22 protein-coding genes are annotated in these 22,344 nt (G+C 72.3%); 5 read left to right on the plus strand and 17 right to left on the minus strand.

Annotated features, from left to right (window positions below; genetic code table 11):
- Positions 1 to 58: 58 nt before the first annotated feature.
- From OTB20_RS09880 to OTB20_RS09895, 4 genes are all read right to left on the minus strand, one after another.
- On the minus strand, positions 59 to 1,087 hold the full coding sequence (locus OTB20_RS09880; protein WP_267816478.1) for a 6-phosphofructokinase: 1,029 nt from the start codon (positions 1,085 to 1,087) through the stop codon (positions 59 to 61).
- A gap of 161 nt (positions 1,088 to 1,248) precedes the next feature.
- Positions 1,249 to 1,956, minus strand: a complete 708-nt coding sequence (locus OTB20_RS09885) for a response regulator (RefSeq protein ID WP_267816479.1) — start codon at positions 1,954 to 1,956, stop codon at positions 1,249 to 1,251.
- Positions 1,953 to 3,161 carry a MacS family sensor histidine kinase gene (gene macS, locus OTB20_RS09890; RefSeq protein ID WP_267816481.1) on the minus strand — a complete coding sequence of 403 codons (1,209 nt, stop codon included), beginning with the start codon at positions 3,159 to 3,161 and terminating at the stop codon, positions 1,953 to 1,955. The genes OTB20_RS09885 and macS overlap by 4 nt, the downstream gene beginning before the upstream one ends.
- 38 nt (positions 3,162 to 3,199) lie before the next feature.
- Positions 3,200 to 3,934, minus strand: a complete 735-nt coding sequence (locus OTB20_RS09895) for a lysophospholipid acyltransferase family protein (protein ID WP_267755993.1) — start codon at positions 3,932 to 3,934, stop codon at positions 3,200 to 3,202.
- A gap of 164 nt (positions 3,935 to 4,098) precedes the next feature.
- Here OTB20_RS09895 and OTB20_RS09900 point away from each other — a divergent pair, with 164 nt between their 5' ends.
- The gene (locus OTB20_RS09900) at positions 4,099 to 4,878 is read left to right on the plus strand and encodes an alpha/beta hydrolase (RefSeq protein ID WP_267816483.1); all 780 of its coding nucleotides are present in this window, start codon (positions 4,099 to 4,101) and stop codon (positions 4,876 to 4,878) included.
- On the plus strand, positions 4,871 to 5,449 hold the full coding sequence (locus OTB20_RS09905) for a hypothetical protein (protein WP_267816485.1): 579 nt from the start codon (positions 4,871 to 4,873) through the stop codon (positions 5,447 to 5,449). The genes OTB20_RS09900 and OTB20_RS09905 overlap by 8 nt, the downstream gene beginning before the upstream one ends.
- A gap of 109 nt (positions 5,450 to 5,558) precedes the next feature.
- On the opposite strand, the gene OTB20_RS09910 is transcribed toward OTB20_RS09905, so the two are convergent.
- The 6 genes from OTB20_RS09910 to OTB20_RS09935 form a co-directional block, all read right to left on the minus strand.
- Positions 5,559 to 6,311, minus strand: coding sequence for an endonuclease/exonuclease/phosphatase family protein (locus tag OTB20_RS09910; RefSeq protein WP_267816487.1), 753 nt, complete (start codon positions 6,309 to 6,311; stop codon positions 5,559 to 5,561).
- A gap of 71 nt (positions 6,312 to 6,382) precedes the next feature.
- Positions 6,383 to 7,324 (minus strand): ROK family glucokinase, encoded by a 942-nt coding sequence (locus tag OTB20_RS09915; protein WP_267755855.1) that lies wholly within the window; start codon positions 7,322 to 7,324, stop codon positions 6,383 to 6,385.
- 61 nt (positions 7,325 to 7,385) lie between these two features.
- The gene (locus OTB20_RS09920) at positions 7,386 to 7,865 is read right to left on the minus strand and encodes a DUF5304 domain-containing protein (RefSeq protein ID WP_267816489.1); all 480 of its coding nucleotides are present in this window, start codon (positions 7,863 to 7,865) and stop codon (positions 7,386 to 7,388) included.
- 100 nt (positions 7,866 to 7,965) lie between these two features.
- A complete protein-coding gene (locus OTB20_RS09925; protein WP_267816491.1) occupies positions 7,966 to 9,114 on the minus strand; it encodes an ArsA family ATPase in 1,149 nt (382 codons plus the stop codon).
- 151 nt (positions 9,115 to 9,265) lie between these two features.
- The gene (locus OTB20_RS09930; RefSeq protein ID WP_267816492.1) at positions 9,266 to 9,709 is read right to left on the minus strand and encodes an SRPBCC family protein; all 444 of its coding nucleotides are present in this window, start codon (positions 9,707 to 9,709) and stop codon (positions 9,266 to 9,268) included.
- Between the two features lie 81 nt (positions 9,710 to 9,790).
- On the minus strand, positions 9,791 to 10,585 hold the full coding sequence (locus OTB20_RS09935; protein WP_267816494.1) for a metallophosphoesterase family protein: 795 nt from the start codon (positions 10,583 to 10,585) through the stop codon (positions 9,791 to 9,793).
- A 228-nt stretch (positions 10,586 to 10,813) separates the two neighbouring features.
- On the opposite strand from OTB20_RS09935, the gene OTB20_RS09940 reads away from it, so the two are divergent.
- Positions 10,814 to 12,610: an AMP-dependent synthetase/ligase gene (locus tag OTB20_RS09940; protein ID WP_267816495.1), complete on the plus strand. Its 1,797-nt coding sequence runs from the start codon at positions 10,814 to 10,816 to the stop codon at positions 12,608 to 12,610.
- A 40-nt stretch (positions 12,611 to 12,650) separates the two neighbouring features.
- Here OTB20_RS09940 and OTB20_RS09945 read toward each other — a convergent pair whose 3' ends face one another.
- The 7 genes from OTB20_RS09945 to OTB20_RS09975 form a co-directional block, all read right to left on the minus strand.
- A complete protein-coding gene (locus tag OTB20_RS09945; protein WP_267816496.1) occupies positions 12,651 to 14,267 on the minus strand; it encodes a GMC oxidoreductase in 1,617 nt (538 codons plus the stop codon).
- 133 nt (positions 14,268 to 14,400) lie between these two features.
- Positions 14,401 to 15,543 (minus strand): glycosyltransferase family 4 protein, encoded by a 1,143-nt coding sequence (locus OTB20_RS09950; RefSeq protein WP_267816498.1) that lies wholly within the window; start codon positions 15,541 to 15,543, stop codon positions 14,401 to 14,403.
- Between the two features lie 157 nt (positions 15,544 to 15,700).
- The gene (locus OTB20_RS09955; RefSeq protein ID WP_267816500.1) at positions 15,701 to 16,735 is read right to left on the minus strand and encodes a hypothetical protein; all 1,035 of its coding nucleotides are present in this window, start codon (positions 16,733 to 16,735) and stop codon (positions 15,701 to 15,703) included.
- Between the two features lie 175 nt (positions 16,736 to 16,910).
- A complete protein-coding gene (locus OTB20_RS09960; protein ID WP_267816502.1) occupies positions 16,911 to 17,963 on the minus strand; it encodes a C40 family peptidase in 1,053 nt (350 codons plus the stop codon).
- Positions 17,964 to 18,214: 251 nt separating this feature from the next.
- Positions 18,215 to 19,246 (minus strand): C40 family peptidase, encoded by a 1,032-nt coding sequence (locus OTB20_RS09965; protein ID WP_267816504.1) that lies wholly within the window; start codon positions 19,244 to 19,246, stop codon positions 18,215 to 18,217.
- A gap of 253 nt (positions 19,247 to 19,499) precedes the next feature.
- Complete coding sequence (locus tag OTB20_RS09970; RefSeq protein WP_267816699.1) at positions 19,500 to 20,864, minus strand: NYN domain-containing protein; 1,365 nt, start codon at positions 20,862 to 20,864, stop codon at positions 19,500 to 19,502.
- 40 nt (positions 20,865 to 20,904) lie between these two features.
- Positions 20,905 to 21,144 carry a hypothetical protein gene (locus OTB20_RS09975; protein ID WP_008738811.1) on the minus strand — a complete coding sequence of 80 codons (240 nt, stop codon included), beginning with the start codon at positions 21,142 to 21,144 and terminating at the stop codon, positions 20,905 to 20,907.
- Between the two features lie 131 nt (positions 21,145 to 21,275).
- Between OTB20_RS09975 and OTB20_RS09980 the strand changes: the two genes are divergently transcribed.
- Positions 21,276 to 22,010 (plus strand): rhomboid family intramembrane serine protease, encoded by a 735-nt coding sequence (locus tag OTB20_RS09980; RefSeq protein WP_267816506.1) that lies wholly within the window; start codon positions 21,276 to 21,278, stop codon positions 22,008 to 22,010.
- A complete protein-coding gene (locus tag OTB20_RS09985) occupies positions 22,007 to 22,288 on the plus strand; it encodes an Lrp/AsnC family transcriptional regulator (RefSeq protein WP_267760277.1) in 282 nt (93 codons plus the stop codon). Before OTB20_RS09980 ends, OTB20_RS09985 begins: the two co-directional genes overlap by 4 nt.
- The last annotated feature ends 56 nt before the right edge of the window (positions 22,289 to 22,344 follow it).

Below are 22,344 nucleotides of genomic sequence, written 5' to 3' on the forward strand. Positions count from 1 at the left end.
ATCGGACCATGGGCTGTTTGTCACCTTACGACCCACGGTCCGCACCCGCGCTCCCGGCTCAGCCGAAGAACACCCCGGCCTCCTGGTACAGCGCCGGGTCCACCGTCTTCAGCTTCGCCGTCGCCTCGGCGATCGGCACCCGCACGATGTCCGTGCCCTTCAGCGCGACCATCTTCCCGAAGTCACCGTCGCGCACCGCGTCGATCGCGTGCAGCCCGAATCGGGTGGCCAGCCAGCGGTCGAAGGCGCTCGGGGTGCCGCCCCGCTGGACGTGCCCGAGCACGGTCGTACGGGCCTCCTTGCCGGTCCGGGCCTCGATCTCCTTGGCCAGCCACTCGCCCACGCCCGACAGCCGGACGTGCCCGAAGGAGTCCTTCGTCGCATCCTTCAGCACCATGTCGCCGTCCTTGGGCATCGCACCCTCGGCGACGCACACGATGGGCGCGTAGCTCGACTTGAACCGCGAGCTCACCCAGGCGCAGACCTGGTCCACGTCGAAACGCTGCTCCGGGATGAGGATGACGTTGGCACCGCCCGCGAGCCCCGAGTGCAGGGCGATCCAGCCGGCGTGGCGGCCCATCACCTCGACGACCAGGACCCGCATGTGCGATTCGGCGGTGGTGTGCAGCCGGTCGATGGCCTCGGTGGCGATGCCGACGGCGGTGTCGAAGCCGAAGGTGTAGTCGGTGGCCGACAGGTCGTTGTCGATGGTCTTGGGGACCCCGACGCAGGGGACGCCGTACTCCTCGTAGAGCTTCGCGGCCACGCCGAGGGTGTCCTCGCCGCCGATCGCGACGAGGGCGTCGACCTCGTACTTGGCGAGGTTCTCCTTGATCTGGCGGACGCCGTTGTCCAGCTTGAACGGGTTGGTGCGCGAGGAGCCGAGGATGGTCCCGCCGCGCGGCAGGATCCCGCGGACGGCGGGGATGTCGAGCGGGACGGTGCGGCCTTCGACCGCGCCGCGCCAGCCGTCCTTGAACCCGACGAAGTCGTAGGCGTACTCCTGCACGCCCTTGCGCACGACACTGCGGATCACCGCGTTGAGCCCGGGGCAGTCGCCGCCGCCCGTCAGCACTCCGACCTTCATGGAATTTCCCTTCGCCACAGGGCCCGCTGAGGCCGCAGGCCCGCATGACGGTCACGCTAGTGGTGACTCACGTCACAGCAAGATGCCGGGAAGGGTCAATTCTGGGGGAATTACGGGGCGTTGCGTACGCCCGTTCACTCGTACGAGGGCCGGCCCGTCCCCTACTCGTCGTCGAGGCCCCGCTCTATCGCGTACCGGACGAGCTCCACCCGGTTGTGCAACTGGAGCTTGCCCAGGGTGTTCTGCACGTGGTTCTGCACGGTGCGGTGCGAGATGACCAGCCGTTCCGCGATCTGCTTGTACGAGAGCCCCTTGGCCACCAGCCGCAGCACCTCGGTCTCCCGGTCGGTGAGCTCCGGGGCCTTGGGCTCGTTGGAGGCGGCCGGCGCCGGATCGGTGGCCAGCCGCCGGTACTCGCCGAGGACCAGGCCGGCCAGGCCCGGGGTGAAGACGGGGTCGCCGGCCGCCGTGCGGCGCACGGCGTCGATGAGTTCCTGGGCGCCCGCGGACTTCAGCAGGTAGCCGGTGGCGCCGGACTTCACCGCTTCCAGGACGTCGGCGTGCTCGCCGCTCGCGGAGAGCACGAGGACCCGCAGCGCCGGGTTGGCCCCCACCAGCTCCTTGCAGACCTGGACCCCGGGCATGCCGGGCAGGTTGAGGTCGAGGACCAGGACGTGGGGGGCCACCGCGCGGGCCCGGCGGACGGCCTCGGGGCCGTCACCGGCGGTGGCCACCAGGTCGAAGCCCGCGGCGGCCAGGTCGCGGGCGACCGCGTCCCGCCACATCGGGTGGTCGTCCACGACCATGACCTTGATGCCGGCCAGGCCGCTCGGCCCACTCGGCTCGCTCGACGCGCTCGGTTCGTTCATTGGGTGCTCCCCCTCGGTACTTTCAGTTCTACTTCGGTGCCCTGACCCGGTACCGACACCAGCTCGGCGCTGCCGCCGAGGTCGCGGAGCCGGCCGCGGATGGACAGGGCCACTCCCATCCGGCCCTCGCCCTCGGCCTGGTCGAGCCGGCCGGCCGGGATGCCCGGGCCGTCGTCGCGAACGGTCACGATCACCTCGTCGCCCCAGTCCTCCACCAGGATCCAGGCGCTGGCTCCCTCGCCCGCATGCTTGCGCACGTTGTCCAGGGCGGCTCCGACCGCCGCGGCCAGCTCGCGCGCCGCGGGCACAGGCAACGGCACCGGGGTGCCCGGTTCGGCGAAGCTCACCCGCGAGCCGGCGTGCGGCGCGAGCAGGGTCCGCAGGTCCAGCTCGCCCTCGTCGGCTCCGGGTTCCTCCACCTCGAAGGCCGCCACGATCGCGCCGAGCGCCTCGTCGCGGGAGATCCGGGAGGGGCGCGCCAGTCCGCTGGATACCAGGGTGCGCAGCGCGATCTCCTGGTCCCCCGCCATCCGGCCCAGCTCGGCGGCCTCCCCGCCCAGTTCGGTGCCGCGCCGCTGGACCATCGCGAGGACCTGGAGGACCCCGTCGTGGATGTCGCGGGCCAGTCGTTCGCGCTCGCGGGTGGCGGCCTCGATCTCCAGGGCGCGGGCGAGGGTGGCCTCACTGGCCCGGGCCACCTCGACGACGTAGCCGATGGCGATGGAGGCCACCCAGACCAGGAGCACGTTGTGCAGGGTGTCCCGGGTGGGCTCGCCTCGCTGGGCGAGATTGGCGGCGGCGACGAAGGTGGAGGCGAAACAGGCCCAGCGCCAGCCGCCCTTGATGGCGAAGGCGAGGACGGAGCCCGCCGTCCATATGCTGGGGAGGGTGGGACCGCCGTCGACGATCCGTGCGTGGGTGTCCGCGAGCGGGGTGAGCAGGATCCCGACGCAGGCGACGGTGAGGTCGGCGCACAGGAACCGCTTGGTGCAGCTGGCGGCGTTGGCCACCTTGGGCAGGGTGGCCAGGGTCCAGCCGGCGAGGAAGGCGAGGTAGGAGGCCGCGATCCAGGGGCGGTCGAACTGCTTGTACGCGGAGGCGAACAGCAGCGCCGCGTAGACCATGGTGAGCAGCCGATAGGCCGTCAGGGCCCGCCACAGCGGCTGCTCCACCGACATGCCTACGACGCGCTCGCGCTTCGCCATCTCCCCCACCCCGTGCGGGCGGTCCCGCCCTCGTGCTGTTACTTGTCGGTGTCCGCGGCCCGGTCGGCCGTCTCCGCCTTCTCGTTCTTGGCGGCGGCTTTCTCCGCGTCGGCGATCTGGCGCTTGGCGGCCGTGGCGTAGATGTCCACGTACTCCTGGCCGGAGAGCTTCATGATCTCGTACATGACCTCGTCGGTCACCGAGCGGAGGATGAAGCGGTCCCCGTCCATGCCCTGGTAGCGGCTGAAGTCCAGCGGCTTGCCGATCCGGATGCCCGGGCGCATCAGCTTGGGCACCACCTTGCCGGGCGGCTGGATCTTCTCCGTGTCGATCATCGCCACGGGGATCACGGGCGCACCGGTGGCCAGCGCCACCCGGGCCAGGCCGCCGGGCTTTCCGCGGTACAGCCGGCCGTCGGGTGAACGCGTTCCCTCGGGGTAGATACCGAACAGCTCTCCGCGCTCGATGACGTCGATGCCGCTCTTGATCGCGGCCTCGCCGGCCCCGCGCGCACCCGAGCGGTCCACCGGGAGCTGGCCGACGCCCTTGAAGAAGGCTGCCGTCAGCTTGCCCTTGACGCCCGGGGAGGTGAAGTACTCCGCCTTCGCGATGAAGGTCACCTTGCGGTCCAGCACGGCCGGGAGGAAGAAGGAATCGGAGAACGACAGGTGGTTGCTCGCGAGGATCGCCGGCCCTTCGGCGGGAATGTTTTCGAGGCCCTCCACCCACGGTCTGAAGGCGAGCTTCAGGGAACCGCCGATCGAGAACTTCATTGCGCCGTAGATCAACTCGAAAGCCTTCCTGTATCTGTCGAACAGACCTTAACCCGTGGCCGCCCCCGGAGCCGTCCGACGACCCTGGTCGGTGCCACCCCCGTCGCGTACGGTGAAGTCACACAGCGCTACGCACCCCCTCGCCCCCCTCGAAGGAGACCCTGGTGCCCGTCCTCCCTGGAGCCGAGCCGTTCCGCCACGAGGGCGGAAAGGTCGGCGTCCTCCTCTGCCACGGCTTCACCGGTTCCCCCCAGTCGATGCGGCCCTGGGCCGAGCATCTGGCCTCGCGGGGACTGACGGTGTCGCTGCCCCTGCTCCCCGGGCACGGGACGCGCTGGCAGGACATGCAGCTCACCGGCTGGCAGGACTGGTACGCCGAGGTGGACCGCGCACTGCGCGAACTGCTCGACAGCTGCGAGCAGGTGTTCGTCTTCGGGCTGTCGATGGGCGGCGCGCTGGCGCTGCGGCTCGCGGCGAAGCACGGGGACTCCATCGCCGGCATCGTCCTCGTCAACCCGGTCAACAAGGTGCACGACCCGCTGGCCGTGGCCCTTCCGGTGGTCAAGCACTTCATCCGGTCGACGTCGGGCATCGCGAGCGACATCGCCAAGCCCGGTTCGCAAGAGGTCGGCTACGACCGGATCCCGACCCGCGCCGCGCACTCGCTGCGCAAGTTCCTGCAGATGCTGGACACCGAACTGCCGCAGGTGACGCAGCCGCTGCTGCTCCTGCACAGCCCGCAGGACCACGTGGTGCGGCCGACGGACTCGACGCGGGTCCTGGCCCGGGTGTCCTCCACCGATGTCACCGAGACGCTGCTGGAACAGAGTTACCACGTCGCGACGTTGGACCATGACGCGGAGCGGATCTTCGCGGACAGTTACGCGTTCGTCGGGCGGCTGACGGAGAGCTTGGGCAGGGAGGGGGCGGCCAGCGGTGGCTGAGCACGAGGAATCCAGCGGGGGTGTCCCCCCGCTGGACGAGGAAGCGGCGTGGGCGGCGATCGTGGCCGGCTACGGCCAGGAGCCCGCGGACCCGCCGGGCGCGAGACCGTTCCGACCCATCGAGAACCTGCTCCTCCCGGAGGAAGACGTCAAACCGATCCCCCCGATCCCCCCGGTCTCCCCGGCCTCCCCGGAACCCCCGTCGGCGGCTCTGGGCAGCTCGGTGGTGTTCGCCCCGGGCGTGGGCGGACCGGGCGTGGGCGCCCCGGGTCCGCGCGACCACTCCCTGGCCGACCCCGACGACTCCCCCGAAGCCGCTAAGGACGAGGGGCACTTCGTACCCCCGGAGCCGGAGCTGCCGGAAGCGGACGCGACGTCGAAGTTCGCCTGGCTGGCCGTGGTGGGCGGACCGGTCCTACTGCTCCTGGCGGTGCTGCTCCAGTGGGAGATGACCTGGTGGCTGACGACACTGGGCGTCGGCGGCTTCCTGGGCGGCTTCGCCACCCTGGTCGCACGCATGTCGTCGGGCGAGGACGAGGACGACGACCCGGGCCGCGGCGCGGTGGTCTGACCCACCACACGGATCGCCTCAAACGCCGGCGGGGCTATCCATAGCCCCGCCGGCGTTTGAGGCGGGGGGTCCGGGGGCGGAACCCCAGGAGCAGTTCAGCCCGTCCGCCTCAACAAGACGGAAGCCTGAGGGCCGCCAGAACCGGAAGGTGGTCCGTCGCGCGGGCCAGGTCCCGGGAGTCGACCCCGGCCAGCCCCTCGGGCACACCGCAGCCCAGCACCTCCACCCCCGCACTGGCGAACACCGCATCGATCCGCCGCGGCGCCGCCGACCGCACCCACGTGTGCTCCCCGCCCCACGGCGCCGCCCCCCAGCAGTCCTGCAGCGCCCCCGCCAGCCGGCGGAAGGCCGCCCCCGACGGACCCTCGTTGATGTCCCCCGCGGCGATCGCGTACGGCACGTCCATCCCCGCGAGCCGCTCCAGGAGCAGATCCGACTGTGCGAGCCGCTCCGGCCCGTCCAGCGACAGGTGGGCGCTGAGCACCCCGATCCGGACCCCGCCCATCCGTACGACCGCGGTGGCGAATCCCCGCCGGTGTCGGCCCGGGGTCAACGGCAGCAGTACGTCCTCGGTCCGCTCCACGAAGGCCCGTAGGGAGCACAGGAGCAGCGGTCCCGCCGCCGTCGCGCCGCCCGACAGGACCACCAGGTCGCACTTGGCGGCGAGCCGCGCCGCGTGTTTGCGCCACCGGAAGAACCGCGGTGCCTCCTGGACGCACACCAGGTCCGGCGCACAAGCGCGGATCACCCGCGCGAGCGCGTCCTCGTCGTCGCGCAGCGAGCGGACGTTGTAGGAGAGCACCCGGATCACGGCGGAACCATCGGCTTCGGTACGGGAGTTCGGCAGCTCGGTGAGTTCCATAGGGGCAACATAACGAGACTGCCCGCCGCACCCCAGGGGGCGCGGCGGGCAGTGTCCCGATATCGGTGGGCTCAGCCCTGGCGCGCCAGGTCCGCCGCGCCGACGAGGCCGGCCTTGCCGCCCAGCTGCGCCGCGAGCACCTGCGCGTGCGGACGCCAGGCGCCGCCGATCAGCCAGCGCTTGAAGGATTTGCGGATCGGGTCGAGGACCAGGTCGCCCTCGTCCGAGACGCCGCCGCCGACGATGAACGCCGACGGGTCGAAGAGCGAGGCCAGGTCCGCGAGGCCGGCGCCCGCCCAGCGGGCCAGTTCGCGGAAGGAGTCGATGGCCACCAGGTCGCCGGCCCGGGCCGCCTCGCTGATGTGCTTGCCCTCGATGCCCTCGGCGGTGCCGTCGCCGAGGGAGAGGAGGATCTTCGCGTTCTCGGGGGTGGCGTTGGCCCGCTGCTTGGCGTAGCGGACGAGCGCGCGGCCGGAGGCGTACTGCTCCCAGCAGCCCTGGCTGCCGCATCCGCACAGCAGGCCGTCCGGGACCACCCGGATGTGGCCGAACTCGGCGGCCACGCCGAAGCGTCCGCGCCGGAGCTTGTTGCCGATGATGATGCCGCCGCCCAGGCCCGTGCCGAGCGTGATGCAGATGACGTCCTCGTGGCCCTGGCCGGCGCCGAAGCGGTATTCGCCCCAGGCGGCGCAGTTCGCGTCGTTCTCGACGACCACGGGCAGGCCGATGCGCTGCTCGACCTTGTCCTTCAGCGGCTCGTGCCGCCAGTTGATGTTCGGCGCGAAGAGTACGGTCGCGCGCTTGTCGTCGACGTATCCGGCGGCGCCGATGCCGACCGCGTCGATGGTGTGGCTGGCGCTGACCTCGGATACGGCAGCGCAGATCGCGTCCGTCACCCCGTCCGCGGTCGGCGGAGTGGGCACCTTGTACGTCTCAAGGATGGTGCCGTCTTCGTCGACCACGCCGGCCGCGATCTTCGTGCCGCCGATGTCGACGCCGATGGTGAGTCCCATTAGTCCCTCGGTTTCCGGTCAAACCCCGCCGCTGTCAACCGTACCCGAGGGAGGGGGAGGTTCAGTCGAGATCGATCCGCTCGGTGGAACCGTCGCCCTCGTCACGGGGGTCCTTCGCGTTTCCGCTGCCCCGCTCGGGGGTCTGTTCGTCGCGCGTCCAGCGGCGCTCGTGGCCCTCGACCGCTGAGCGGTAGGCGGCGAGCAGCTCGGAGCCGGCCGCCGCGAGGTGGTCGAAGACCTCGGGGTTGCGCTCGACAACGGGTTTGGCGGCGGTCTTCGCCTGGTTGACGAACTGCCGCACGGCGCCCTGCGCGGCGACGCCGAACAGCGGGTTGTTCAGCGCGGAAACCTTGTCGGAAACCTTGTCCGCGACGGCTTCGAAGAGCTTGAACAGCTCCTCGGCGGCGGTCCCGGCTCCTGCGGAGGCGCCCTGCTCGGACCTGCGGCGCTCCTTCTCGGCGGCCAGGTCCTCGGCGCAGGCGTCGGCCCAGGCGTCGTCGCCGTCGGGGGCGTCGGTGGGGCGGTCGGTGGCCTCGCTCATGGCGGACTCTCCTGCGGCGGCGGCTGGGCGTGCGGTACGGATTACCCGGACTGCTACCTCCGACGTTACCCGAACGGCGGTACGCCCCCCAGGCCGCCGGCTACGCCCTCCGGTCCGTCCGGGGCCACAGATCCGGGTCCGGGGTGAAGCGGATGCGGAGCTCGTCGTCGGCGAGGGCGGCGCCCGAAACGGTGCAGCGGCGCAGCGCGGCGGGCAGCGGAACGATCCTGCGGTACGGGCCCACCGTGAGCAGCAGCTCGTCTCCGCGCCGGACCAGGCCGAGCTCGCGCTTCTCGGCGCGGGGCAGCGGGACCCGCCAGAGCAGCACCCCGTCCTCGGCGGTCCGGTCCTCGACGGCCCAGACGGGGCGGGGCGCGGTCGCCGGGGCGGGGGCCGGGGCCAGCTGCGCCAGGTCCTCGGGACCGTGCGGGTCCCGGCCCAGGTGGGGTACGGGGAGCACCGGGACGCTCTCGTCACCGGCCCACTGCGCGGCGTACTTCTCCTGCTGGGCGGCGAGTCCCGCCAGCCACGGGTCGGCGGATCCGCCGGGGAGCATCCGGTTGGCGACGAGCGCCGAAACGGGCAGCCGCTGCAGGGCGAGCCCGAGCCGGCCCAGGCGCAGCGCGGCGTCGGCGGCGGGTCCTGGCTCGGCGACGAGCCGTACGGAGGTGGTGGGGGCCTCCAGGACGTCCTGGACCGCCGCCAGCTCCTCGTCCCAGCGGGCGGCTGCCTCGTACAGCCACTGCGCGGGCATGGGGACGCCGGCGAGCTGGGCCAGTACGGGGCGCAGGGCGCGGGCCGCCTGGCGCTCCGCGGGGAGCAGCCGGGCGAGGTAGCGGCGGAGCTGGGCGGGGAGGGCGAGGGTGGTGACGGCCTGGTGCAGCGGGGGCAGGTCGACCACCACGAGGTCGGTGCCGGGCTCGGCTGCGGCCTGCCGCAGGGCGCGGAGCAGGGCGAACTGCTCGGCGCCGGGCAGTTCGGTGATCTCGTCGGCGTGCAGCGGGCGGGCGCCGAGCATCCCGAGCACCGCGGAGCCGCGCTCCTGCAGCGAGACGAGCTCGCGGCGGAACTCCTCGCCGGAGTCGACGCGGGCCACACGGAGGCTGCCCTGCGGTGCGAGGGGCGCCTCTCCCTGGTCGGCGGAGAGCAGGAGCACCCGGTGCCCCTGGCGTGCGGCGGCGAGCGCGGTGGCCGCCGCGACGGTGCTCCGTCCGGCGCCGCCGGGCCCGGTGACGAGGAGGGTGTGCATGGTGGCGGTGCTCCTAGCTGCTTGCCCGCGGCCCGGCCGTACCGGACCGCTACGTGCCCTGCGGGGCCGGCTCCTGCCCTGCGGGGCGCCCGGCCCGCACCCGCCCGGCCACCGCCGGACGGAGTCCGGCGCGGCCGCGCGGGGGGGCAGGTCAGGAAGTCGACTCGACGCGCTTCTTCAGCCCTGCCAGCGCCCGGTCGATGATGACCTTCTCCGCCTTGCGCTTGATCATGCCGAGCATCGGGATCTTGACGTCGACCGTCAGCGAGTACGTCACCTCGGTGCTCGCGCCGCCGGCGACCGCGGCCAGGTGGTAGGACCCGTCGAGCTGCCTCAGCATCTGGGACTTGTCCAGCGTCCAGCTGACCGTGTTCTCAGCGGGCCAGGTGTACGCGAGCGTGTGGTCGTCCTTGATCGCGCCCGCGTCGAGCAGCAGGCGGACCTTCGAAGCGCGGCCTTCGCCGTCGGTGGCCAGCACCTCGGCCTCCTTCACCTCGCCGGTCCACTCCGGGTAGCGGGCGAAGTCGGCGATCACGGCCATGACGTCGGCCGGGGACGCCTCGATCGTGATAATCGAGCTGGTGTGTTCCGCCATCGCGGTCGCTCCTCCGGGTGGAGTTCGAGGAAGTGTGCGGACGGACTGGCCGCCGCGTGAAGGCTATCGCGCGTCACGGCCTCACCACTCCAGGGCCCACGGCCTTCCGGTGGCCGCGAAGTGCCCGACGTTCACGCACTCGGTGGCGCCGATCCGCATCCGCCGGGCGAGCGGCTGGTGCACGTGGCCGAAGAGCGCGTACCGCGGCCGCACCCGCCGGATCGCGGCGAGCAGTGCCCCGCTCCCCCGCTCGAAGCGCCGCGCCACGGTGTCGTAGCAGAGCTCCGGCACCTCCGGCGGGATGTGCGAGCACAGCACGTCGACCTCGCCCAGCGCCTCCACCTTGGCCGCGTACTCCTCCTCGGGCACCTCGTAGGGCGTGCGCATCGGCGAGGGCAGTCCGCCGCCGACGAAGCCGAAGACCAGGCCCCCGATCTCGGCGCGCTGCCCGTCGAGCACGGTCAGGCCGGGGCCGGCGTACTCGGGCCAGAGCCCGGGGATGTCGACGTTGCCGTACGTGGCGTACGTGGGCCGGGGGAAGGCGGCGAACATTTCCGCGTACTGGCGCCGGACCGCGCCCTCGACGAGCCGTTCCCGGTCCCGCCCGGCCCACAGGCCGCGGGCGAACTCCCGGGCCTCCTCGAAACGGCGGGCGGTACGCAGTTCGACGATGTGGTCGGCGTTCTCGACGCCGAAGAGGTCGGGGAAGATGCCGCGCGAGTGGTCGGCGTAGTCGAGGAAGAGGACGAGGTCGCCGAGGCAGATCAGCGCGTCGGCGCCGTCCCCGGCCCGCGCGAGGGCCTCGGTGTTGCCGTGGACGTCGCTGACGACGTGGATCCGTGTCCGGTTCTTCGTGCCACCCATAGAGCCACCCATGCGGCCACCCTAGGGGCGCTTGGCCGGCACGGGTAGGGAATCGGGCCAGGCGGCCGGACCTGCGGTTACTTCCGAGTCGCAAACGGGGTCGACTACTGTCGGCAGGACACGGTCGCGACATGTGACGCATGGAACATCTGGCCGGTTCCCTCTATCCGGAACCCACTACCGGTGGGTAACGTCCGGTCGGTCCACATGGTGGCGATGGCGCCCAGAGGAGCAGCAGTCTTGCGCGAGTTCAGTCTTCCGGCCCTGTACGAGGTCCCGTCGGACGGGAACCTGACGGATCTCATCCGCCGCAACGCCGCTCAGCATCCCGATACCGCCGTCATGGCCCGCAAGGTCGACGGCCAGTGGCAGGACGTGACCGCGACCCAGTTCCTCGCCGAGGTCCGGGCCGCCGCGAAAGGCCTGATCGCGGCGGGCATCCAGCCCGGCGACCGGGTCGCCCTGATCTCCCGCACCCGCTACGAGTGGGTGCTGATCGACTTCGCGATCTGGAGCGCGGGCGCCGTCACCGTCCCCGTGTACGAGACCAGCTCCCCCGAGCAGATCCAGTGGATCCTCGGCGACTCCGGCGCCGTCGCCGTCGTCGTGGAGTCCCCCGAGCACGCCGCGGCCGTGGCCGCCCTGCGCGACCGGCTGCCGGAGCTGCGCGAGGTCTGGGAGATCGAGCAGGGCGCCCTGGAGGCACTGAAGGCGGCCGGCGCCGAGGTCCCCGAGGCCGAGGTGGACGCGCGCAGCGCGCTGGCGGGCGCCGACGACCCGGCGACCATCGTCTACACCTCCGGCACCACGGGCCGCCCCAAGGGCTGCGTGCTGACCCACCGCAGCTTCTTCGCCGAGTGCGGGAACATCGTGGCCCGGCTGCGTCCGCTCTTCCGGACCGGCGAGTGCTCCGTGCTGCTCTTCCTGCCGGCCGCGCACGTCTTCGGCCGCCTGGTGGAGGTGGCGGCCGTGCTGGCGCCGATCCGGCTGGGCTGCGTACCGGACATCAAGAACCTCACCGACGAGCTGCAGTCCTTCCGGCCCACGCTGATCCTCGGTGTGCCCCGCGTCTTCGAGAAGGTCTACAACTCGGCGCGCGCCAAGGCCCAGGCCGACGGCAAGGGCAAGATCTTCGACGCTGCGGCCGAGACGGCGATCGCGTACAGCCGCGCGCTGGACCTCCCGGGCGGGCCGTCCCTCAAGCTCAGGCTCAAGCACAAGCTGTTCTCGAAGCTGGTCTACAGCAAGCTGCACGGGGTCCTCGGCGGGCGCGGCGAGTACGCGATCTCCGGCGGGGCCCCGCTGGGCGAGCGGCTCGGCCACTTCTTCCGCGGCATCGGCTTCACGGTGCTGGAGGGCTACGGCCTGACCGAGTCCTGTGCGGCCACGGCCTTCAACCCGTGGGACAAGACGAAGATCGGTACGGTCGGCCAGCCGCTCCCGGGCTCCGTGGTGCGCATCGCCGACGACGGCGAGGTGCTGCTGCACGGCGAGCACATCTTCAGGGAGTACTGGAACAACCCGGCGGCCACCGCCGACGCGCTGACCGACGGCTGGTTCCACACCGGCGACGTCGGCACGCTCGACGAGGACGGCTACCTGGCGATCACCGGGCGCAAGAAGGAACTCATCGTCACGGCGGGCGGCAAGAACGTGGCGCCCGCGGTGATCGAGGACCGGATCCGGGCGCACGCGCTGGTCGCGGAGTGCATGGTGGTCGGCGACGCGCGGCCCTTCGTGGCCGCGCTGGTGACCATCGACGAGGAGTTCCTCGGCCGGTGGGCCGCGGAGCACGGCAAGCCGGCCGGTGTGACGGCCGCCGAGCTGCGTGAGGACGCGGATCTCCTCGCCGCCGTCCAGCAGGCCGTGGACGACGGCAACGCGGCGGTTTCCAAGGCGGAATCGGTGCGGAAATTCCGCATTCTGCCCTCCCAGTTCACGGAGGAGTCCGGGCACATCACGCCTTCGCTGAAGCTGAAGCGGAATGTGGTGGCAAAGGACTTCGCGGACGAGATCGAAGCCCTCTACCGGGGCTAGGCCGTCTCTTTCAGGTCGTGCCGGGCCCGCTACCGGGCGCTCAGCGCGGGTCCTCGGCGAGGACCCGCGCCATGTTCCGCTCCGCGAGGGCGGTGACGGTCACGAAGGGGTTCACGCCCAGCGATCCGGGGATCAGCGAGCTGTCGGTGACGTAGAGGCCCTGGTAGCCCTTGACCCGGCCGTAGTCGTCGGTGGCGTCCCCGAGGACGCAGCCGCCCAGCGGGTGGTAGGTGAAGTTGTCGGCGAAGTTCTTGTTGTCGCCGAAGAGGTCGTAGCGGTAGATGGTGAAGTTGGCCCGGTTGATCCGGTCGAAGAGGCGCTTGGCGGCCTGGACGGACGGGGTGTTCTGGTCCCGGGTCCACTGGAGCTTCGCCGAGTCGCTGGCGGCGTCGTAGGTGAAGTGCCCGCGCTCCGGGTTCTTGGTGATGGCCAGGTACATTGAGATCCAGTGCTCGAACCCCATCGGGAGCGGGGCGATCTCGGCGAAGACCGGATTCGAGGCGTTGTCCCAGTCGTCGATGCCCAGGGCGGGCATGGTGGACTGGTTGGCGCCGACGGTGTCCCACAGGTGGTTGGCGCGGGCGGTCATGACGTTGCCGTTGTGACCCCAGCCCAGGCCCACCTTGTCGTTGAGCGCGGGCAGGGTGCCCCTCTCGCGGGCGCGCAGCAGGATCTCGGTGGTGCCGAGGCTGCCGGCGCCGAGGAAGAGCTGTCTGCAGCCCAGTTCACGGACCTGGGTGACGCGGCCGGTGAGGTCGCTGGTCTGGACGGTCAGGACGTAGCCGCCGGCCGGGTCCTGTCGTACGCCCACCACGCGCTGCATGGTCTCGATGGTGACGTTTCCGGTACCCAGGGCGGCGGCGAGGTAGGTCTTGTCGACGCTCTTCTTGCCGTGGTTGTTGCCGTAGATGACCTCGCCCGCGAGGGCCGACTTGGTGGCGGTGCCGGCGGCCTCGCGCTTCATGTACTCGAAGTCGTAGACGTTGGGGACGAAGGTGGTCTTCAGGCCGGTGTTCTGGGCGTGCTTGCGGGAGATCCGGGCGAAGCGGTACCACTGCGTGGACTCGAACCAGGCCGGGTCGATGTCGTTGACCCCGAGCATGGCGCGGGCCCGGGGGTAGTAGGTGCCGTACATCTCGTCGGCGTCGACCCGGGGCAGGATCTCGGTGAAGTACGAGCGCTTCGGCGTGGGCGCCATACCGCCGTTGACGAGGGAGCCGCCGCCGACGCCGCGGCCCACGTACACCGACATGTCCCCGTAGTTCACCCGGTCCAGGACCCCGGGGTACGGGCTGATGTTGCGGTTGACCACGTCCAGCCAGAGGAACTGGGCGAGCGGGGCCTCGGTGCGGTTGCGGAACCACATCGAGCGCTGGTCGGGGGCGGAGGTCGAGGGGAAGACCTTCCCGTCGGCCCCCGCGGTGTCCCAGAGCCGGCCCATCTCCAGGACGACGGTCCGCACACCGGCCTGGCCCAGACGGAGGGCGGCGACGGCGGATCCGTAGCCGGAGCCGACGACGATGGCCGGGGCGTACGTCGCGGCCGCGGGCTCGGCGGCGGCCGCGGACTGCAGGCCGATACGGGTGAAACCGAGGGCCGCCGCGGTCTGCAGGGCGCCGAGACCGAGAACATGACGACGTGTCAGGTTTGGTGTCATGGCGGAATGATGGGGTGGATCCCCCCATACCCCCAGAGGAGGTGCTGACACACATCTGAGTGACAGTCAGCCATGGCCGGTCCAGCCCCCTCGTGCTACCGGACCGGCGGTACGGGACCTGCCGCGCGGGCCCTCAGAGCAGCTCGCGCAGGCGTTCCGCGAGGAGGTCCCAGCGCCATTTCTCCTCGACCCAGGCACGGCCGCGCTCGCCCATGCGCGCCCGCAGGGCCGGGTCCTGGAGCAGGACGACGATCCGGTCCGCGGCCTCGGCCGGGGCGCCGCCGCGGACCACCCAGCCCGTCTCCCCGTCCAGGACGGCGTCCGGGGCGCCGCCGGAGTCCCCGGCGATCACCGGCAGGCCCGTGGCGGAGGCCTCGAGGTAGACGATTCCGAGGCCCTCCACGTCGAGCCCGCCGCGCCGGGTCCGGCACGGCATCGCGAAGACGTCCCCGGCCCCGTAGTGGGCGGGCAGTTCGGACCACGGGACCGCGCCCGTGAAGACCACTGAGTCCACGACCCCGGTAGAGGCGGCCAGCGCCCGAAGGTCGGCCTCGTAGGGGCCGCCGCCCACGATCAGCAGGACGGCGTCCGGCAGCGCCGCCAGGATCCGCGGCATCGCCTCGATCAGCGTGTCCTGGCCCTTGCGCGGGACGAGCCGCGAGACGCAGACGACCACCGGCCGGTCCGTCAGACCCAGCCGGGCCCGGACCGCCGCGCCGCCCGACCCGGGGTGGAAGGTCTTCTCGTCCACCCCCGGCGGGAGCTGCGTCATACGCGCCGCCGCCCGGTCCGTCAGCGCCGGCGCGATCCGTGAACGGGTGTACTCCCCCAGGTAGGTCAGGGTGTCCGTGCCCTCGCCGATGCGCCGCAGCAACTGGCGCGCCACCGGCAGCTGCGCCCAGCCCGCCTCGTGCCCGTGCGTGGTCGCCACGATCCTGCGCGCGCCCGCCCTGCGCAGCGCGGGACCCATCAGGCCGAGCGGGGCCGCCGCGCCGAACCACACCGACGTACAGCCGTGTTCGCCCAGGAGGCCCACGGCCCGCCGGGTCACCCGGGGGGTAGGCAGCAGCATCGTCGTACGGTCGCGGATCACCTGGAAGGGCTGCTCCGCGTCGAAGGCGGCGGTTGCTGCGCGGCCCTCGGCGGAGCGCTTCCAGGTGGAGGCGTAGACCACGACCCGGTCGGGGTCCAGTCGCAGCGCCATGTTGTGGAGGAAGGCCTGGATGCCCCCCGGCCGCGGCGGGAAGTCGTTGGTCACGATCAGCGTCTTGTCCATCGCCTGCCGACCCTACCGGAGCCCCGCACCCGGCCCCCTGCGGGGCGCGGGGCTCCGGGGGCCGGCCACGGAGGCGGAGCCGCACGTCGGTCGCGGCACGGGGTCCTGAGAGTCCGAAGTCGGCGCCCGGCGCGGTGGCAGCCCACCGGGCACGGGGCTAGCGGAACTCCCGGCTCAGTTCCTGCTGCCAGGTCCGTGTCAGGGCGGCGGCGTCCGTGCCCAGGGTCTGCGTCAGGGCTGTCGGCAGGGACTGCCGGCCCGCCTTCTCGTAGAGGGAGACCAGCGCCGCGTCCCCCCACCGGCGGGCGATGAGCCGGCAGGCCAGCCAGGAGCCCTCGTAGGCCCGCGCCAGCGCGTCCGCGTCCCCGCCGAAGGCGAAGGCCCCGGGCTCCGGGAGCGCGGCAGGCAGGTCGCCCAGGCGCACCGCGCGGGCGAGGGCCGGCGCGGCCTCGGCCGGGGTGCGGCCGCTGTCGCGGTACGCGGCCCAGTCCGCGAAGCCCTCGGAGAGCCACAGCGGGGTCTTCGCGGTGGTCGCCGCCCGGGTGGCGACGTGGGTGGTCTCGTGGGTCAGGATCACCTGGCGGCCCTCCGCCGTGAGCTGCCCGTAGCCCTCCGGGTTCACCACGACCCGGTCCGCGGGGGCGGTGCCCGCCCCGGTCTGCCCGGTGGTGACGGCGCCCAGGCCCCGGTACTCGTCCGCGGGCCGCCCCAGCAGCGCGGCCATCTCGTCCAGCGAGCCGGGGACCAGCACCACCACCCGGCCCGCCCACGGCCGCGGCCAGGCCGCGCTCGCCGCGGGCACCGCCTTGTCGGCCTCGGCGGCGATCTCGGAGAGGGATCCGGAGCTCTGGCCGGCCCCGCCGAGCACCAGGGCGTGCGCCCCGCGCCGCACGGTCACCGGGCCCTGGTCCCACAGCTGTGGCGGAGCGCCGGGGGCGGGCCGGTCGGCGGCCACCGCCCAGGTCCCGGCGTCGCGGGTGAGCTCCAATTCGCGGGCGGAGCCGGCCGGGGCGGCGTCGTAGCCGGTGAGCCGGTAGCGGAGCTCGGCGCGCGCGAAGGCCCGTACGCCGTCGATCCGGACCGAGGAGACCTCGTACGACCAGCCCTCCAGCGGGATCCCGGCGAGGGCCGCGGGCGGGGCCGCCGACCAGTCGGCGACGGCCCGCCGGACGTCCCGCTCGACGGCGTCCACCGGACGGGCCCCGGAACCGGAAGGCGAATCGGAAGGGGATCCGGAACCTGCGCCGCATCCGGCGAGCGGCCCGCACAGCAGCAGACAGAGGAGCACCAGGGGTGCTACGCGTGGGCGCGGGCGGAAGGGGCGGCCCAGGACCGGGAGCATCACCCGATCGTACGGGGCGCGGCCCTCAGGGCCGGGTCACCGAGGACACCGGCATCATCCCGACCGGGTCGTACCGCACCCGCGCGCCCGGGTACGGGGCGTGCACCACCTGGCCGTTGCCGACGTACATGCCGACGTGACTGGCGTCCGATCGGTAGGTGACCAGGTCCCCCGGGCGCGCCTCCGACAGCGACACCCGCCGCCCGGCGTGCCGCTGGGCCTGCGAGGTCCGCGGCAGCGCGACGCCCGCCTGCCGGTACGACCACACCATCAGTCCGGAGCAGTCGAAGCCGGAGGGGCCGGTGGAACCCCACACGTAGGGCCGTCCGACGGCGGACCGGGCCGCCATCACGGCGGTCAGGGCACGTCCGGAGGAGGGACCGGAGGCCGCGGCGCCGGGGAGCTCGGGAAGGGCGTCGGGGCGGCCGCCGGAGCGCGAGGCCCGGTCGAAGTCGGCGCGCTCCTGCGTGGGCATCGCGTTCAGCAGCCGGCGGGCTGCGGCGAGCTTGGCGGTGACGGCGCGCTTCTCCTTCGCCACGTCGGCGCGCAGGGCGTCGAGTTCGGAGAGCTTGCGGGAGGCGTCCCGGCGTTCCTGGCCCAGCCGGCGCTGCTCGGAGCGCAGTTCGTCGAGGTGGCGGGCCTGCCGGCCGGTCAGCCGGTCCAGGGCGGAGGCCTTCGCGAGGTAGTCGTCCGGGTTGTCGGAGAGCATCAGCTCGACGGCGGGGTCGATGCCGCCGGCCCGGTACTGGGCTCCGGCGTAGGCGCCGAGCACCCCGCGCATGGTGTTGATGCGGTCCTGGCCGCGGGCCACCGCGTCCTGGATCCGGCCGACTTCGGCGCGGAGCCGGCCGGCGCGCTCGCCCGCCTGGTTGAAGCGCTCCGTGGCCTGTTCGGCCTCCTCGAAGAGCCGGTCGACCTGGGCGCGGGTGCCCGCGGAGGGCTCCTGCGGGAGGCCGGGGGCCGCACCCGCGGGTGCGGCCGTCATGACGACCGCGGCTCCCGCCGCGGCGGCGGTGAGGACGGTGACCTTGGTGTTCCGGTCGAGGGCGCTGGGCCCGGACCGGCGATGGGACGCCACGTGAAACCGCTCCCTCCTGCTGAGCGGGACCCGGGTCCGCCCCCCGTGGACGGCCGTGTGCCGAGGTTCCGCGCTGGCAGACAGTAGCCGCGCCTGAGGGCACCGGCCAACGACCTCCGGCGGGCACGCACAGTGACGCCCCGCCGGAGACGCAGGTCACCGGCGGGGCGTGTGGTCAGAGCGGGGGCTCGGAATTCGCCCGGATGGGCGGTGTACGGCGCGTCCCGAGGGGCCCGGGGCGGGCGCGGGCGTCAGCCGCCGACGCGGACTCCGAACTGGAACGGCATGTTGTTGATCGATTCGTACTTGACGCCGCTGCGCGGGTTCGAGGCGTGCAGCACCATGTTGCCGCCCGCGTACAGGCCGACGTGGTGCAGGTCGCCGTAGAAGAAGACCAGGTCACCCGGCTGCAGCTGGCTCCTGCCGATCCGGGTGCCGTCGTTGATCTGCGTGAAAGTGACGCGCGAGATCGAGACGTTGGCCTGCTTGTACGCCCACTGGGTCAGACCCGAGCAGTCGAACGAGTTGGGGCCGGTGTGGCCGGATATGTACGCGCTGCCGATCTTGGTCTGGGCGGCGGCGAGTGCGGCGCCGGCCCGGCCGGAGGGCTTGACGTTGCCGAGGTTGACGCGCTCGCTCTCGCTGCGGCTGGCGCGGGAGTCCTCGTCCTTGATCTGCGACCGCTCCTGGGCGGTCAGGCTGTTGAGGAGCGCCTGCGCCTCGGCCAGCTTGTCCGACGAGACCTTCTTCTTCTCGCCGAGCTCCTTGCGGGTGGCGTCGAGGTCCGTGAGCTTGCCCGCCGCCTCCTGGCGCTGTTGCGCGAGGGTGCGCTGCTTGGCCTGGATCTTCTGGACCGCTTCGACCTGCTGGCCGCTCAGCTGCTCCAGGGTGGAGGCCTTGTCCAGGTAGCTGTCCGGGTCGGCCGAGAGGAAGAGCGCGAGGGACTGGTCGATGCCGCCGCTGCGGTACTGGGCGCTGGCCATCGAACCGAGCGTGCCGCGCAGGGCGTTGAGGTCCTGCTGGCCGCGGGCTACCTGGTCCTGGAGCTGCCCGATCTCGGTCTCGAGCTTGTCCTGGCGCTGCTTGGCGCCGTTGAACTTCTCGGTGGCCTGCTCGGCCTCTTCGTAGAGGGCGTCGACCTTGGCCTTGACCTCGTCCTTGCTGGGCTTGGCCGGGGCGGCGTTGGCTGCCTGCCCCGAGAGGACCACGGCGGCTGCCGCGGTGACGCCGAGCACGGTCGTGCGCATGCGGGTCGGCTGCTTGGGTCGACGGTGGGACGCCACGAAGGCGAGCTCCTTCTTCCTAGAGCCGCCGAAGAACGCAGACTCGGCGACACCTTCGCTGTCACCCCTAATGAGTGAACTACCGCACGAAGGTTTGACCCGAGACTAGTGACCCTTCTGTGATCAGTTCAAATCCTGTCGGCAAAAAACTTGCTCCTTGACCAGGTTCTTTACCTACAGCACACGCTCTGTGCGTACGACTTGACGGTCCGTTCCCGCGGGGCCCTATCAAATCCGGCATTGGGCCCAGTAGTTACGAAACGCGCGAAAGCCGCTTCAGCAACAAGGCGGACGTCACCGGCCGCGCCCCGGCCTTGGCCACCCCGTCGGCGACCTCCCGGTCGGTGGAGACCACGACCACCGGCCGGCCCGTCGGTTCGGCGCGCACCAGCTGGCGGATCAGCTCGTCGGCGGTCACCCCGGCCTTGGAGAACAGCACCCGCACCCCGCGCGGCGGCGCGAGCAGCACGGGGGCCGCCAGCTCCGCCCCGTCGAAGACACAGGTCATCTCGGCGCCCGTCTGCGCCGCGAGCATCGACAGCCCGCCCAGCAGCCGCAGCCGCTGCTTCTCCAGCGGCATCGTCGGGTAGCCGGTCTTGGTGACGTTGTAGCCGTCGACCACCAGATGGGCCTGGGGCAGCGCCAGCAACTGGTCCAGCAGCGCCGGGTCGGTCTCCGACAGCGCCCGCGCCGCGATGTCCTTCGGGGTCATCCGGCCCGGCTCCACCGCCTCCACCGTGTCGGCGGGCCGCGTGGAGACCGGCGGCAGCGCGAGCTCCCGGCGCAGTCCCGCGGCGGCGTCCAGCACGGTGTCGAGCAGCAGCCGCAGCCGCATGTCCTCGATGCTGCGCCCCTCGCGGGTGGCCCGGCGCGAGGTCTCCAGCGCCGACTCCACCTCTGCGAGGCGGGACTTGAGCCGCCGGGTCTCGCTCTCCGCGGTGGTCACCTGGGCGGCCGCCTCGGAGCGGATGCCGTCGACCTCCGCATTGATCTTGCGCAGGGCCGCGTCGCCCCGCTTGACGTCGCTGAGGGCGCTGCGCAGCTTGCGCTGAAGCGATTCCGCTTCCTTGCGCGCCACTTCCAGGTCGGCCCGCACCTGGTCGACACCCGCGCGCTGCAGTTCCCGCACCTGGGCCAGCTCCTCGCGGAGCCGTTCCATCTCCCGGCGGGCCTCCTCGTCGACCCGCTCGGCGTCGGCGCGCTGCGCCTCCTCGCCGGCGGCGGCGACCAGCTTGACCCAGCCGGCCGGCCGCAGGACGTAGGCGGCGGCCGCCACGTCCAGCGGGTCGGCGGCGGCGGGCGGGGCGCCCGACTCCAGCGCGGAGGCCAGATCGGCCTGCGCCTCGCGGAGCTTCTCGGCGACCCGGCCCCGGAAGACGGGGTCGCTCTCCACGGCCGCGGCCATGGCGTTGCCCGCGAACTTGGCGCGCCTGGTCGGGGTGAACCGCGCGTACTGGCGCAGCTGCGCCGGGAGGTCCGCGACCGTCAGTCCGCCGAAGGCGTCGGAGACTAGCGCGACGACCCGGCGCCGCACGCCTTCCGGCAGCGGGCGGTCGAGGACCTCCGCGGCGTCGCCGGCCGCGTCGGCCGGCTCAGCGCCGCTTGCTGGCTCCACAATCCGTCACCCCTACCGTCATTCACCTGAGGGCGGGGCTCCGTCAGGAGTCCGCGCCCGGCCTGTCCACGAGCTCGATCTGGTCCACCGCGTTGCACCAGCGGCAGCGCACCGACTCGATGGTCTCATTGACCACCTCGCGCTCCTCGACCTTGGGCTCCCCGGCGAGGTCCAGGTGGACGTACTCCACGACCTTCGACGAACGGGTGACGTCGAAGCGCGTGAGGTTGCCGCACAGGGTGCAGCGCCACCGGGTGGTGTCGGTCGGCAGGGGAACCGTCATCAGGCCGTTCTCTCCTTCTATCGCGTACATCGCGTACTCGCGTCCATGGCTCGCACGGCCGTGTCGCACAGGTCCGCGCGTAGCTCGTAACCCTACGGCCTGCCGCACCCGCCGGTGGGCCCGACTGGGTCATGCTCGGTCGCATGATCGTAAGGTGGCAGGCCGTACGCGAGGCCGCCCGGGGCCCGGTGGTGACCTACGCGCTGATCGCCGGCTGCTGCGTGGTGTTCGTGCTGAGTCCGGCGTCGGGGCTGAACCCCGTCTACGGGACGGGTGATCAGCTGGTGACCACGGGGACGGCGTACTTCCGGCGCTGGGGCGTGGTCCCGGACGAGCTGTTCACCGGCTCGGGCCGGGCCCTGTTCACTCCGCTGACGGCCCTGTTCGTGCACGGCAGCTGGCTGCACCTGCTGGGCAACATGCTCTTCCTCTACGTCTTCGGGGCGATGACGGAGCAGCGCATGGGCCGGGCCGGGTTCCTCTGCTTCTACGTCTGTACGGGCTACCTGGCCCTGGCGGCGTACGCGGCGGCCTACGCCTCCTCGGACCAGACCCTGGTGGGGGCCTCCGGGGCGATCTCCGCGGTCCTGGGCGGCTTCCTCTACCTGTTCCCCAGGGCGCGGGTGACGAGCCTGTTCCCGTTCCTGTTCTTCCTGCCGCTGCGGTTCCCGGCGTGGATCGTGCTGGTGTTCTGGTTCGGCCTGCAGTGGCTGGCGGCCCACCGGGCGGCGAGCGGTCCGGGAGTCGCCTATCTGGCCCACGTGGTGGGCTTCTCCGTGGGCTTCCTCTACGCGTGGGCCCGCTACCGGCGTGCCACTAGAGTGAGGCGACCAGTGACTGCCGGCGAGGGAGACAGCCAACCGTGATCACCGCGATCGTGCTCATCAAGACCAGCGTGGACCGGATCCCCGAGATCGCCGAGGCCATCGCCGCGCTGGAAAGCGTCAGCGAGGTCTACTCCGTCACGGGTACCTACGACCTCATCGCGCTGGTCCGGGTGTCCCGCCACGAGGACCTGGCCGACATCATCCCGGGCCGCATCAGCAAGATCCCGGGCGTGGAGGCCACGGACACGCACGTGGCGTTCCGCACGTACTCCCAGCACGACCTGGAAGCGGCGTTCGCGATCGGCCTGGACGCCTAGCCCCACTCAGCCCGTCCCCAGCCCCGGCAGGCTCTCGCCCGGCCGGGGCCCGCGGC

The sequence above is a fragment of the Streptomyces sp. H27-H1 genome, from assembly GCF_026627445.1.
In the GTDB taxonomy this organism is placed as follows: domain Bacteria; phylum Actinomycetota; class Actinomycetes; order Streptomycetales; family Streptomycetaceae; genus Streptomyces.

Coding starts and splice junctions, on each gene's coding strand:
- macS (WP_267816481.1), bottom strand. CDS start 3,161: ATGGCGAAGCGCGAGCGCGTCGTAGGCATGTCGGTGGAGCAGCCGCTG.
- OTB20_RS09980 (WP_267816506.1), top strand. CDS start 21,276: ATGCTCGGTCGCATGATCGTAAGGTGGCAGGCCGTACGCGAGGCCGCC.
- OTB20_RS09950 (WP_267816498.1), bottom strand. CDS start 15,543: ATGGACAAGACGCTGATCGTGACCAACGACTTCCCGCCGCGGCCGGGG.
- OTB20_RS09930 (WP_267816492.1), bottom strand. CDS start 9,709: ATGGCGGAACACACCAGCTCGATTATCACGATCGAGGCGTCCCCGGCC.
- OTB20_RS09895 (WP_267755993.1), bottom strand. CDS start 3,934: ATGAAGTTCTCGATCGGCGGTTCCCTGAAGCTCGCCTTCAGACCGTGG.
- OTB20_RS09915 (WP_267755855.1), bottom strand. CDS start 7,324: ATGGGACTCACCATCGGCGTCGACATCGGCGGCACGAAGATCGCGGCC.
- OTB20_RS09880 (WP_267816478.1), bottom strand. CDS start 1,087: ATGAAGGTCGGAGTGCTGACGGGCGGCGGCGACTGCCCCGGGCTCAAC.
- OTB20_RS09935 (WP_267816494.1), bottom strand. CDS start 10,585: ATGGGTGGCTCTATGGGTGGCACGAAGAACCGGACACGGATCCACGTC.
- OTB20_RS09975 (WP_008738811.1), bottom strand. CDS start 21,144: ATGACGGTTCCCCTGCCGACCGACACCACCCGGTGGCGCTGCACCCTG.
- OTB20_RS09920 (WP_267816489.1), bottom strand. CDS start 7,865: ATGAGCGAGGCCACCGACCGCCCCACCGACGCCCCCGACGGCGACGAC.
- OTB20_RS09910 (WP_267816487.1), bottom strand. CDS start 6,311: ATGGAACTCACCGAGCTGCCGAACTCCCGTACCGAAGCCGATGGTTCC.
- OTB20_RS09925 (WP_267816491.1), bottom strand. CDS start 9,114: ATGCACACCCTCCTCGTCACCGGGCCCGGCGGCGCCGGACGGAGCACC.
- OTB20_RS09885 (WP_267816479.1), bottom strand. CDS start 1,956: ATGAACGAACCGAGCGCGTCGAGCGAGCCGAGTGGGCCGAGCGGCCTG.
- OTB20_RS09945 (WP_267816496.1), bottom strand. CDS start 14,267: ATGACACCAAACCTGACACGTCGTCATGTTCTCGGTCTCGGCGCCCTG.